This is a genomic window from Erythrobacter sp. S267 (genome assembly GCF_057365045.1).
Map to the genome: position 1 here is coordinate 842297 of NZ_CP200298.1, position 12691 is coordinate 854987.

The 12691-nt window shown below is 59.9% G+C and carries 11 protein-coding genes and 1 pseudogene; 7 read left to right on the forward strand and 5 right to left on the reverse strand.

Annotation, left to right across the window (positions count from 1 at the left end; genetic code table 11):
- The first annotated feature begins 702 nt into the window (after positions 1-702).
- Together AC0V6X_RS03785 and AC0V6X_RS03790 are read left to right on the forward strand one after the other, a co-directional pair.
- Positions 703-1323 (forward strand): DsbA family protein, encoded by a 621-nt coding sequence (locus AC0V6X_RS03785; RefSeq protein ID WP_486183261.1) that lies wholly within the window; start codon positions 703-705, stop codon positions 1321-1323.
- 84 nt (positions 1324-1407) lie between these two features.
- On the forward strand, positions 1408-3564 hold the full coding sequence (locus AC0V6X_RS03790) for an alpha/beta hydrolase family protein (RefSeq protein ID WP_486183262.1): 2157 nt from the start codon (positions 1408-1410) through the stop codon (positions 3562-3564).
- Positions 3565-3577: 13 nt separating this feature from the next.
- Here the strand turns inward: AC0V6X_RS03790 and AC0V6X_RS03795 are convergent, their stop codons facing one another.
- Positions 3578-3784, reverse strand: a complete 207-nt coding sequence (locus tag AC0V6X_RS03795; RefSeq protein ID WP_486183263.1) for a hypothetical protein — start codon at positions 3782-3784, stop codon at positions 3578-3580.
- Positions 3785-4008: 224 nt separating this feature from the next.
- Between AC0V6X_RS03795 and apaG (AC0V6X_RS03800) the strand changes: the two genes are divergently transcribed.
- Positions 4009-4422 carry a Co2+/Mg2+ efflux protein ApaG gene (gene apaG, locus AC0V6X_RS03800; protein ID WP_486183264.1) on the forward strand — a complete coding sequence of 138 codons (414 nt, stop codon included), beginning with the start codon at positions 4009-4011 and terminating at the stop codon, positions 4420-4422.
- Between the two features lie 334 nt (positions 4423-4756).
- Entirely contained in the window at positions 4757-5170 is a 414-nt protein-coding gene (apaG, locus tag AC0V6X_RS03805; protein ID WP_486183265.1) for a Co2+/Mg2+ efflux protein ApaG, read from the forward strand.
- Positions 5171-5192: 22 nt separating this feature from the next.
- Here the strand turns inward: apaG (AC0V6X_RS03805) and AC0V6X_RS03810 are convergent, their stop codons facing one another.
- Positions 5193-6356, reverse strand: a complete 1164-nt coding sequence (locus AC0V6X_RS03810) for a hypothetical protein (protein ID WP_486183266.1) — start codon at positions 6354-6356, stop codon at positions 5193-5195.
- A complete protein-coding gene (locus AC0V6X_RS03815; protein WP_486183267.1) occupies positions 6356-8323 on the reverse strand; it encodes a DUF1963 domain-containing protein in 1968 nt (655 codons plus the stop codon). Before AC0V6X_RS03815 ends, AC0V6X_RS03810 begins: the two co-directional genes overlap by 1 nt.
- A 161-nt stretch (positions 8324-8484) precedes the next feature.
- Here AC0V6X_RS03815 and AC0V6X_RS03820 point away from each other — a divergent pair, with 161 nt between their 5' ends.
- Positions 8485-9276, forward strand: a complete 792-nt coding sequence (locus tag AC0V6X_RS03820; protein ID WP_486183268.1) for a LysR family transcriptional regulator — start codon at positions 8485-8487, stop codon at positions 9274-9276.
- Positions 9277-9279: 3 nt separating this feature from the next.
- Here AC0V6X_RS03820 and AC0V6X_RS03825 read toward each other — a convergent pair.
- Positions 9280-9348: pseudogene (locus AC0V6X_RS03825) on the reverse strand (phosphatase domain-containing protein); the annotation flags it as partial.
- A 298-nt stretch (positions 9349-9646) separates the two neighbouring features.
- On the opposite strand from AC0V6X_RS03825, the gene AC0V6X_RS03830 reads away from it, so the two are divergent.
- Positions 9647-11251 carry a hypothetical protein gene (locus AC0V6X_RS03830; RefSeq protein WP_486183269.1) on the forward strand — a complete coding sequence of 535 codons (1605 nt, stop codon included), beginning with the start codon at positions 9647-9649 and terminating at the stop codon, positions 11249-11251.
- Positions 11252-11550: 299 nt separating this feature from the next.
- On the opposite strand, the gene AC0V6X_RS03835 is transcribed toward AC0V6X_RS03830, so the two are convergent.
- Positions 11551-12009 carry a phosphatase domain-containing protein gene (locus AC0V6X_RS03835; RefSeq protein WP_486183270.1) on the reverse strand — a complete coding sequence of 153 codons (459 nt, stop codon included), beginning with the start codon at positions 12007-12009 and terminating at the stop codon, positions 11551-11553.
- Between the two features lie 87 nt (positions 12010-12096).
- On the opposite strand from AC0V6X_RS03835, the gene AC0V6X_RS03840 reads away from it, so the two are divergent.
- The gene (locus AC0V6X_RS03840) at positions 12097-12633 is read left to right on the forward strand and encodes a GNAT family N-acetyltransferase (RefSeq protein WP_486183271.1); all 537 of its coding nucleotides are present in this window, start codon (positions 12097-12099) and stop codon (positions 12631-12633) included.
- Positions 12634-12691 lie beyond the last annotated feature (58 nt).

Here is a 12691-nt window from a genome sequence, read left to right on the forward strand (position 1 = left end):
GAGATGGCCAAAAGGCGCAAGACCCTCGACTTAGGGTCAGGCCCAAGTAAACCCACCATTGAGGCGCCGGAATGACGAATATATCGGGCAGAAACGCGCGCCGGGAAGGCTTTCTGCCTTTCAAAGCGCGGCTTTTGTTCGAGATGGAAGTCATTCCGTCGTCCTGAAAGGATTTGACCAAAATGGCCCATCACAGCGTCGCGAAGGCTTGAAAGACCGCCGGTATTTCTGCGCCTTTGCTCCTCGTGCTGGACCATTTTGCTTCAAACCTCAAAGGTGGGTTTACTAGGTCCTGACCCTCACGGAAGGTCTTAGATGTAGGTGGGAAGGGGCGGATTTCCAGCGATCAGAGGTCGGCCTATCTGAACGCACCAAAAAACCTGCATGGTAAATGCAAAAGCCGGAGCAGTGCGCGTAACGCACCACCCCGGCTTCTAAGCACATCCACATGCCTGTGAAGCTTGGTTCCATAGGCGTATGGCTGGAACGACGGTTTCGTGTGGTCTTCGCCGTGTCACTGTCTCCAGCGACTGTGCCGGGATAGCTGACGTGCCCCTAACAAAGGGCCTCGGAACGGAGCTAATGCAAACTTAACCACGCTCTTGGCGAGGGGGATGCGGAGGAAAGTCTACAAAACAGACTTGCCAAGCGTTGCCACCCGTGCGAGCCATGCGGGCAATACACGGACCGGGAGAACAAGCCATGGCGAAACGCGCCGAACTGATCTTCGATATTGTCAGCCCCAACGCCTATTTGATCTGGTGGCCGCTGCGCGACATCATCAAGCGGACCGGGGCAGAGCTGGACGTGACGCCGGTTTTCCTCGCAGGGATGCACAAGCAGACGGGTAACGCGCCGCCCTTCATCCGCGATGCAGAGGTGAAGGGGAAAAACCAATATGCGATGCTGGAGATGAACCGCTACATCGCCAAGCATGAGCTTTCCAAGTTCAAGATGGCGGCGAATTTCCCGTTCAACTCGATCATGATCCAGCGTCTTTGCTACGCCGCCGATCAGGATGGTCGCGGGGTGCAATTTGTCGAGACAATGCTGAAAGCGGTGTGGGAAGAGGGCGTGGATGCGACCAGCCCAGAGGCCGTGATGGCCACACTGGGTGAGGCTGGCTTTGACACGTCCGACATGGCCGCGCGCATCCAGACCGATGAAGTCAAACAAGGCCTCGTCGCCAACACGCAAGCCGCCGTTGATCGCGGCGCCTTCGGCATCCCGACGATCTTCACCGGGCCTAAGGATGGCGAGCAAGAGATGTTCTTTGGCAAAGAGCGCCTCGCACAGATCGAGGAAGAGCTGGCAAAGGGGTGAATGCGGGCGCTCTCCCCTCTTGCCTTTTGCCAATGAATTCATAGGCTGACCGTTGCTCGTTTAACGGGGAACAGGGTTCGCAATATGAAGTTTCGCCGATGGGCGTCAGCGGCACTGCTATGGCTCGCCACTCCGGTTTTGGGGCAGGAGGCGAGCGAGCAGTCGCATCAAATCGACCACAACGGAGTGGCGGCGTTCGATCCCGAGGTAACGCGGCTTTCCGATCTGGCGATCAAAGTTGAGCCCGCGCGCCCGAGGCTAATCCCCACAGCACGCTTCGCATCTCGCAGCGCTCTGCGTAATTTCGCAGTCTCACCAGACGGGGTTCACCTTGCGGTCGAGCAGGTTTGGGATGGCGATACCAATCTGATCGTGATGGACACGCAGACACAGCGGTCGCTCCATGCTTACAACATCGCCTCTCACCAACGACTCGACTGGTTTGTCTGGGCAGGCAATGACAAGTTGATAATCTCGGTCTCAATGCCGGGGATTTACTTCGGTGTGTTAGGCCGTGTGAACCGTCTGTTTGCACGCAACATTGTGACAGGCGAGTCCTGGATGCTCGAAACGCCTGAAAGTCTGCTTTTTGGCGGTGATTTGGTCCATTTAGCTGAGGATGGCTCCTTTGCATTGGTCTCGCAGCAACGCTCCATCCGCAGCGCGCCTTCGGTGTATCGCTATAACCTTGAGCCGGGTGCTGAGCGGGAACGAATTGTCCGGCAGCGAAGAGGCGTCTGGACTTGGTATGCCGATGATGCAGGCGTCGTGCGGCTTGGGATGGGTTGGCGCAACAAACGGCTCCGAATTTACTACCGCAGGAACGCAGATGAAGACTTTGAATTGGTCGACAAACTGCGTGCCGATGACGAGCGGACGCGTTCTTGGAATGTGGCTAGGATCGTGTCGGGTTCCGATGAAGGCTTCGTCCTTGAGGAAAATGAAGCAGGACGGGTAGGCGTGCGGCGTTTCGATTACAGCACAGGCGAGACGATTGCGACCTTTTACGAAAATCCGGACTGGGACGTAACCGAGCTGTGGGTCAAACGCGACGGCAGTCCGCTTGCAGCCCTTTACACCGACGATCGCGATCAGATTGAATGGTTCGATGACGAAATGCGAACACTCTACCGCGATTTGGGCAAAGCGGTGGGCCTGCAGGACCTGCGAATTGTCTCGCGATCGCGGAACAATGAGACGATGCTGATATGGGGAGGGAGCGAGGCTGACCCTGGGGCAATATATCTCTTTTTCCCACAAGAGCGCAGATTGGATTTACTCAGCAATTCTCGCCCCGATATCGACTTCACGCAGCTCGTGCGGCCATTGCCAATACGCTACCGGGCGCGAGACGGGTTGGTCATCTCCGCCTATCTCACACTTCCACGCGGGCGAGAGCCGCGCAACCTCCCACTTATCGTCATGCCCCATGGAGGCCCGTTCAATGTTCGCGATAAGCTGGTCTACAATGACGAAGTGCAGTTGCTGGCCAATCGCGGCTATGCAGTTTTGCAACCTAACTTTCGCGGCTCTAGTGGCTATGGCGACGATTTCTACGAGCTGGGCGAGGGCGAGGTTGGCCGCGCCATGCAAGACGATCTTGACGATGCGATGGATTGGGCGGTGGCGCAGGGCATAGCCTCCCCATCGCGCGTCTGCGTCGTAGGCGGCTCCTATGGCGGATATGCAGCGCTTTGGGCGGTGCTGCGCAATCCGGAGCGCTATGTCTGCGCGGCGAGCTGGGCGGGGGTGACCGATCTGGTTGCCATGCGCCGGTATGACCGCAAGTTCCTGAGCCGCGAAGGGCGAAGGCGCTGGCGTCAACAGATCGAGGGTGATGACTACTTCAACCTGCGCGATGTCTCGCCTGCGCGCCAGGCAGAGCGGCTCAATCGTCCGGTGCTGCTGGCGCACGGGACGCGCGATGTCGTCGTGCCGTTCTCGCAATTTGTGAAGATGCTTGAGGAAGCCAAGGACGCGCCTATGCCGCCCACGGCTCTCATCGTGCATGGTTCGGGCCACTCCTTTGGCAAGCCGAGGGATGAGAAGATCTGGTACGACGCGCTCGATGCGTTTCTCGCTGAGCATAATCCGGCAGATCAGCTCGACGCTGAGGGGAATTGGGTTCCACCCGAAGACCCGCGCGAGGCGGGGCGCTTTACGCCGTTGGAGCTTCCGTCAGAGGCGGCGGATGAAGCGGCGCTGGATGAGACGGCTGACGCACCGGCAGCGGTTAACTAGCCTATAGCGCTCTCTAAATTTTGTGCGCCGCGCACAGATCAGGCCAATATTTGACCATGCGCGTGAGGTTGGCCGGCTGGTTCAGAAATCCAGCAAGATCGGCATGAAGTATAGTTTCAAGCCGGCTGAGTTTTTTACCAAAGGGTTGTGACAGGCTCCACAGAATTTGGTGCGAATACTTATTCACCGTCAACTTTTTGGCAATTTCTGGCAGTTTCACTGATCCGCCGAATGGCGTAGGCCACCCGGCGGAGTTCAGTTCACGGAGCCATTCTCAGTCCCGTTTTCGCCTCCCAGCCGGCGCCTAAACTGCTGAAATCGGGCCTTTAAAAATTTGCCGTTCGGCCAGGGGGATTTTGCGCGTCGTACGGCGTGTTGGCGGTGCCGGATGCCAGCTGGGCCGGGGTCTGGAACGCGATCCAGAAACCGCCCATTATAACTTTCATGGAAAGCCTTTATCATCTCGCCGCGACGACCAATGGGGTCACTGTACGCGTCAATGTGACGTATCTGGCTGAGGAATCGCAACCGCAGTCAGGCAAGTGGTTTTGGACCTATCACATTCGCATTGAGAACAACTCTGACGAGCATCTGCGTTTGCAGTCCCGTCATTGGCGGATCGTTGATGAGCGCGGCGGGGTCAAACACATCGATGGCGACGGCGTGCTGGGAGAGCAACCGCTGCTCGCGCCTGGTCAGAGCCATGATTATGTCTCGGGCTGTCCTTTGGCGACGCCTACAGGTTCGATGGAAGGGTTTTATGTTTTCACGAAGGTGGACAATACCCCGGTTGAAGTGCGCATTCCCTCCTTTTCCCTCACATCGCTAGAGAACGCATCAAATCGGGTTGAGAAGTAGACCCCCCCGTGCGCAGGATGTGCGCAGGATGTGCGCAGGATGTGCGCAGGCAGGCACAAAGGTCAGCTCCAAGCGAAGCTCTGACCTAACCGGGCTGACACTTCTTGACTTCATTGCCATTGCGCAACAGCCCGAGTGCCTATGGCTCCAGTAACGGTCTCTTTCACTTCGTCTGCTTCACTCTGGGTGGGCGCAGCGGAAAGGGCGAGATCGTGATGCACTTAGTGAGCTGGACGCGGAGCCTGTTGCGCGGTGTGCAACGTGGACCTGCCTGCCCAGATATTTATTCACCGGCGCACTTGCACGCGGACCACACTTCGCTACCTTCGAAGACATGAAAGGTCTTTTTCAGCACGCAGCGACCACCGACGGCGTCGTCGTCCGGGTGAATGTCACATACCTTCCCGAACAGTCTCACCCTGAAGCGGGGAAGTGGTTCTGGGTCTACCACATTCGCATCGAAAATGGATCGAATGAGCCTATTCGCCTCAAGTCACGCCACTGGCGGATTACCGATGCGCGCGGCGCTGTGAACCATGTGGATGGCGAAGGCGTGGTGGGCGAACAGCCTCTGCTTGAGCCGGGTGCAAGCCACGATTACGTCTCCGGCTGCCCGCTGACGACGCCGCATGGCTCGATGGAGGGCTTCTACGTCTTTACCAAGGCCGATAGCAGCCCGATGGAAGTGCGCATTCCCTTCTTCCCGCTGGCCGCGCCGGAAAAGGCGCAGGGCGAAGTCAACAAGTAATCGCCGCTTAGTGCAGTAGGGCCTAGCGAGGCTCGATCCGGAACTCTGTGCCATAGGGTTTCGCGTTCACCCAGCGCTTGCGGAAAGTCTTCCCGCCGAATTTGAGCGACCAGGCCAGCTCGATTGCGAACAGCGACAGCCCAACGCCCAGATCGAAGTCTTTCGCCTTTGCCGTGGCGACCCAGCGGTCGTGCAGCTCATCAACATGGTGCGGGTCCATCGCGTCTTCGATATCGGGCACGCCCTTGGCCTCCAACACCTGCCGCAAAATGCCGGTCAGGTGATGGTGGAGAATGGTCTTCGGGATGACCTCATCCGGGTCGAGGCCGGCGGCGGTGCACATTGTGTGGAGTTGCAATTTGACCATCTCGTTCATCCGCGCATGCCCTTCGAATTTGAGCATTGGGAAATAGAGCGACAGGCGATGAATCTCCCGGATTTCCGCAACTTGCTTGACCCAGGTCTGCTGGAACCGCTCAAGGTTCTGCGCCTTGCGCCCAGCCGCGATCTGTGCGGCGGCATTGGGGGCTGTTGAGGGGGCGGACGGCTCGATTGTGGTGACGAAGCCGGGCCGCAGCAGATCGACGAAACCCTGTTCCTCCGACAACCTCGTTGTGTGGGGCGATAGCGCAACCTGCAAACCACGACGTGTTGCGTTTTCCCGCACGGCAGGCACTAGGATCTGGACAAAACAAGCCGCAATCGCCCACAAACCCACCGCGTCCTCGGCGCGCCGAGATAGGGAGGCTGGATGTGGATCGTAAGGCCGCCTGATTCTGGAAAAGAGCTGGTCCAGACCCGTCAATCGCGCAGGGCGTTTTGCATTGTCCGTGATCCCGCTTCCCGTTGGAAACTCCTGCCCGTCTTTGATTTCGCGCAGCAAAAGGCCTTGGTCTTGGTCGGGAGTCGGAGCGCTGCGGCAAACAAGCCTGATCATGAAGGTTGCCTCTGACCGGAGCGCTTCCGAAGCTCGATCGAGCTCATCTGCAATATGGTCCCAGCCTTCAATCCCAGGTTCGAAAGTGTCAGGCGCGATCAGGGCTGCCAGTTTTGTAAAGCCATTCGCATCCGCTGCTTCCCCGCAGACGGCGAAAGCCCGCGCACCATGGCCGCCTTTGACCAGCCCGCGAACCCCCTCCTCAAACTTCGCCAGCGCCGTCTCATCAGCCAGCGCAAAGCGGCTCATCAGCCACACTCCAACTGGACGTCGACCCCGCTGAAGTCGAGCTGCTCAAGGTGTTCAGGCCGGATCCAGAAATAATACGCGCCCACATCGCCCCAGCACCAGTCCATCGCGTTGTCGCTGGCGATTTGGATCAGGAGCAGTTCCTTGTGGTTCGGGTCTTCAATCGGGTCGCTCTGCACCCCGTCATGATAGCCGCCCATGCGATGCGGCATGTTGTTTTCGAGCTTGCGCCACGATAGCTCGCGGGAAGCCGCGTAGCCTTCGGGCAGGAGGTGGCGCTTGGCGGGATCGAGGTAATATTCGGTCGCGATCTGCTCGATGCCCTTGGGCGAGGGGAGTGTGATCACTTCGCGGCGGTTGGAGAGGAAGACGGGGAAGTCATCCTCGGCATAGCGGCTGTGGCGCAGTTCCAGATAGTCGAAGCTCTTGCCTGCAAAGGTATCGCAGAGCTGTTGCCAGTGATCCTGTGACAAAGGCTCATCCGCTGGAGTCTTGCCCAGCATCGTGTCGATCTGGTCGCAGCCCTTGGCGAGCTTTGCGCGCCACGCCGTCCATTGCTCGAACCGGGTCTCGGTATCCGCGATGATCTGCTCGGCTGAGCTCTCGGCATATTGCGTGATGGCGCTCTGCGTGAAGGCGAGGTTGTCCTCATAGCTATCGTTGCGCTGATCGGGCTCCATGGCTTCCAGCCGCTCGAGCCGTTCGTGCAGTTTCACCATCAATTTGCGGTGACCGCCATCTTCAAGCAGCATTTCGCGCGCTTTGTCGTCGACTGGCGCTCGCTCCTCGCGCCGCAATTTCGTCGCCAGCGCCTGCACCGATTGCCGCGCTTGCCCAAAGGTGAGCGGACGGATCGCCGGAAGCTCGCCTTCGAAGTCTGGGCCATATTGCGGATCAGTGAGCGGCACATCGGCGTAGAGGATATCCGAGAAATTGTCCGGGCTGGCCTTTTTGTAAGTGTGGTGAGCGCCCTCATGCACGGTTAGCTCGTTGGGCATTTCGACAATGTCGAGCGGCCAGCGCCGCCAGAAGGCTGGGATATCCTCTTTGTCGAGCCAGCTATAGCTGCCGCCCGTATAGACGCGATCATGGACCGGGCCGATATCGAAGGGCGGCTCGCGGGTCTCGCCCAATTCGGTGGTGTAGATGACCCGCTTCTCGTCCTCGATATCCGCCCCGCAATTGTTGGGATTGATAAAGAACAGCAGCCAGCCGGTGCGCGGGCCTTTTCCGCCCCACAGGTCAGCGGGCAGGTCTTCGCAGGCAATCTGGGCGAGGAAGTGGTGGGGAACTTCGCCCTGATCGGGATATTCACTGTTCACACCGCGCGGCCACTCGACGCCTTCGGGCATCATCGGCAGCCCGCCCAGCCAAGAACGCGGTTCCTCGTCGCGCACGGGAACCTGACGGCGCAGGATAGCGGTGACGGGTTCGCCGTTGGGGTGGGTCGATGCAGCAGGCTCAGCTTGAGGGACAGGGGCCTCGACAGCGGGCGGCGCAACGTCCTCTACTGGGTGATCGAGCGGCTCTTCCGGCTCACTATAAAGATCATCGGTTTCTTCGAGTGGCTCAGCGGTCTCAAGCGGTGTTTCCGCTGCTGTGTTAGCGGCCACCAAATCCTCTGCCTGTGATGTGTCTTGGTCCTGCTGTGGCGGCATTTCCTGCCCTGTCCCTTCGGACTTGTAACGGCGCAGGCGCTCGCTCGCCGAACGCGGCTCTGCGGGAGCGGCTGGGACCGGTTCGGGTTCGGGATCGGGGGCAGGAGCCTCTTCAGCTTCGATCCGGCTCGCAGGCTCTGCCTCCACGTCAAAAGCGTCCTGCGCTTCTTCCGCGTATTCGGCTTCAAACTCCTCTTCGGCCTCTGCCTTCGCAGCGGAACGCTTGTCCCACCACTTGGCAAAGCCATTGATAAGCAGCCAGGCCACAATCAGCAGCACAAGCGGGGCAAATCCGTAAACGAGCTCCATGGCTCCAACTCCCTGAGGGTCCGTAAGGTGACGGTATCTAACCGGAAAACCTTCACAAAGGCCAAAGATGGTTAAGCCGGGGTTGCGGGCGAGCACAGCTTGCAGCGCGCCAACCGCTTCTATCTTGCAGAGCTGCGCGCACGGGCTTAGGCGTCTTGCCCGTGAAGCGGACCCATCTCCCCTTGAATGCCCTGCGCGTCTATGACGCAGCGGCGCGGCACCTGTCGTTTACGCGTGCAGCGGATGAGCTGGCGGTGACGCCGGCAGCCGTGGGCCAGCAGATCCGCGCGTTGGAGGATCATCTGGGCGTTGTCCTGTTCCGCCGCACGTCCAAGGGGTTGGAGCTGACGCCAGAAGGCGAAGCGGGCCTTGATGCTTTGCGCGAAGGCTTCCTGCGCTTTGAGGAGAGCGTCGCCGCGATGCAGGCAGGGCAAGCGTCCGACCGCTATACAATTGCCGCCCCGCGCGAATTCTTCGCCGCATGGCTCGCGCCCCGGCTCGCACCGTTTCAGGCGACGACACCGGGGGTGCAATATATCCTCGCGCCTGACGAAGGCTCTGACTTTACCGAGGCAAACCTTGACCTTGCGATCCGTTTCATCGCCGGGCCGGGGGAGTTGGAGGGTATCCAACTCGCGCCCGCATTGAAGGTTATGGTCGCGGCCAAAGATGCGCGCGATGCGTGGATCGATTGGCCCGAAGCAGGCCTGCCCGAGGACGTGAAGGCCTGCGTCAAGACCAGCTCAGCGGGGCAGGCGATGAGCTCGGCGCTCGCAGGCATGGGCCGCACGGTCTTGCCACTGGCGCTGGTTGAGAGCGCGCTGGAAGCAGGACGGCTGGAAGCACTGGGCGAACCCGAAGAGAGCAAGCGCGCCTACTGGCTCGTCGCTCCGCTGCCGCAATGGCGTAGCAAGAAGGTGAAGGCGCTGGTCGCGCATTTGGCCCCGCAATAGAACTCAGAAATCCCCGACGTCACATTGCAGGCAGGTGATGCCTCGGCGTCGCCACACGTCGACGACTTGTTGGCGTTTCTCGCCGGTGACCGCTTTCGCGCCATACGTCCACGAAAGCGGACCTTCTGCCTACGACCCAAGAGCGATAATTGCACGACGGCGTGAGAACCGGACAGTCTAAGTCCAGGATTTCCGCCGAAGAGGTATCACCCTGCTCGACTACCCCCACTATGCGTGCTTTCGTACGTGCGCTTTGCAGCCCGGGTGCGATTTGGCTTGCGGCCCGCAATGCCTTAGTCTGCCTGATTAAGGGGCGCACCGGCACCGCGCGGTCTGGCGGACTGCTCGCACCATAAAGAGGAGGACGCGCATGACAGCGAGGGTTTTTACGAGCGCAGCATTACTTGCAATGGGGTCTGTGGCAGCGCTCGGCGGGCCGCAAGCCGCCCGCGCGCAGCCGGTTGTCCTCGACGATGACGACAGGTGCGCTAAGCTCGGATGGCTAGTTGGGACGTGGACCTCCTACAGCCCCTACCAGAGACAGGTCCAGACAGGCGGCACGCTGGTCTTTTCGCTCAGCGGCGGCACCGCGGTCGGACGGATCGGGCAGCTCAATTCCGACATGGAAGATAGCGGATACACACAGGGCCAAGTGGTGTTTCGCGGCTTCGACGAGGTCTATTTCTACGGCGATGGCGGTACGACCCGGTTCCAGTCGTTCGACGGCGAATTTCTGCAGGTCGATGGCGACGCGTCCGAGTGGCGCTCGGACACGATCGGCGTCGCGCAAAACGGTCACCTTTACATGACCCCGCCCGCGATCTCGCACCTTGCAGGTGGCGGGCACTTCATGAAGTCGTCGGGCGCGCGAGCAGGCGAGGAGTGCGGGCCGGAGTCCGAGGCGCCGCCGCAGGAAGTTCCCACGCAAGCAAGCCGCGAGACGATGCTGCGCGAAATCCTCGAACCCGAAGACAGTCTGCCGCCGGTGATCCTCAATCCGGACCCTTGCTATGATGACGACCTTCCGCGCGAATCGCTCGCCGAGGTGATGCAGGATTGGCAAGACGACATCGAACGCGAAAAGAGCGAGGAAGTAAGGCGGTCACTCAACACCGTTCGTTACCCGCTGCGCGAGATGCTCGATTCGATCATTTTCGCCCTGATGTTCGAGCCTGTTCCTGAACAGCGTGTCGCGCTCAGAGAGCAAGGCGAGGAGTTGCGAGATATCCTGCGGCGCATCGATGACGAATATGCATCGGAAGCTGCATCCCCGACACCGCCAGAAGAACAACAAACCCGCAGTGAATGCCTGATCAAGACCGATACAGTTCTGATCGATCTTGAACGCAGAGCTGCAATACGCCGAACCGCGCAAGCGAGCGACGTGGGTCAGCCGGGTGATCAATCTCTAGAAATTGTCTCGGTGAGACAGGACGTGCAGGGGCTCGTACCAGGCCTTTACTTGGGCGAGGACGAAGAAACACAGCTTGCCAATCTGCGCGACCTTAAGACGCGCATCGAAAGCCTGCCTGCCGACGATCCGGCGAGCGCGGAATTGGAGCGCAACTACCGGCTGCGTTATTCGCGACTGGAACAGGAATATGCCGCGGTTCGCGAGCTTCAAAGATCGAGCGACCTGACCCCGGAACTGGCCGAAGATTATGCCATTCGCGAGAGACGACTCTTCGATCGATTGGAGGAATTCGGTCGGGAAGGCGATGCGGGGATCAACGAGGTGATCGAGAACATCAATGACGCTCGTGCGTCCGGCGATCCCCTGGTTGGTGAGGGTTTGAGGCGCATGACCGCGGACTACAGTGAGATCCTTGAAGAACTCGATCGAACCCCCGAAGACCTCCTGCGCTCACGCGCGGGGTCGCAGCTGCAATCCGCGCTCGATCGCGCATTCGTCGAAGGGTGGTCATACGACACGGACAGCCGGCAGATCGTTCCCAATTCGCCTTCACTGGAATAAAGGAACGGCGCGAAAGACACCTGGCGCTTTGTCGGATTTGACCTGGGTCGCCTTACCTAACAGGAATACGCCGCATTTCACGGCACCACAGACTTAGGATCCGGAACTCGCCTTGGCCCCTTTTCCTTGGCGGACGCTCGCTGGACGAGGTGTTCGCGCAGTTCGACAACGAGTACTATGTCATCTTCGAGCACGTGCTCGAAGATATAGCGCATTGCAAAACGCTTTAAGGCTCGACCGTCCGCTCCCACCCCCAAGAAAGGTCATTATCCGCTGCAATGAGTCCCTCGAAATCGGCCTCAGAAATCCCCGACATCGCATTGCAGGCAGGTGATGCCTCGGCGCCGCCACATATCGACGACTTGCTGGCGATCATCGACGGTGAAGAGGATGCGCTTACCCTCCGCCAATAGCTTATCGAGGATTTCCTCCTTGATGATGTGATCGGCGCGCGAATCCTTCTCGCGGCGCATCAGGATCCGGTCGAAGGGGATTTCGTTCCAGGTCAGCCAGCGCTCCGTAATGGCGCGCGAAGGCTCGCTTCGACCGGTGACAAGGATCACTTCGTATCCGGGCGTATCCCACAGCGTTTTGTACAAGGCGACGATGGGCGGGTTGGGCGTGTCGTCTCCCATTTCCGCGTTGAAGGCTTTCCAGTTGGGAGGGTCTTCGTCGAGGAAGGGCCTGCGATGCTCAATATCGGCCAGAGTGCCGTCAATATCGAACAGGACGGTCTTGGTGTGATCGGGTTCAGTCATGGGAGTGGCTTTTCTAACGTCCGGCCCGGTTTGGCCAGAGCGGACTGGCTTGCACGCGGGGGCCCAAATCGTAGATAAGTCTGCGCCATGACAGTCGCCACCCTTCAGACGCAGCGTTTTACCCTGCGCCCTTTGCAGCGCTCTGACGCCGCGGCGCTGTTCCCGACATTCTCGGACAGCGCGCAATGCCGCTACCTCACCCGCGACGTGTTCGGCAGTGAGGAGGAGCTGTGGGGCTGGCTCGCCGATCCGGATTGGAACGGACGGACTTGGATCGCTGAGGACGCGGGCGGAGCGGTCGCCGCGCGGCTGGTCGCGGTGCCGGGCCACGCTCCTGGCGTCGAGGAAATCGGCTACATCACCTGCATGGACCGCCAGCGCCAAGGCGTCGCGCGGGAATGCGCCAAGGCCCTGATCGCGCATCTGTTCGCTCTGCCGGAAGGGGAGGGAGGCGCCCGCAAGCTCACCGCCGAAGTCGACCCCCGCAACACCGCATCCGTCGCGCTGCTAGAGGCCCTCGGCTTCACCCGCGAGGCACACCTGCGCGAGCATGACGTGACCCATATCGGGGTGTGCGATGTCTATCTCTACGGGTTGCTCAAGGGGGAGTGGGCAGGGGCATAGTTTTTGGTTGTGTTCGCCCATCCGGGCGAACTCCTCGGTGCTGTTCCCTCCGCTCCTC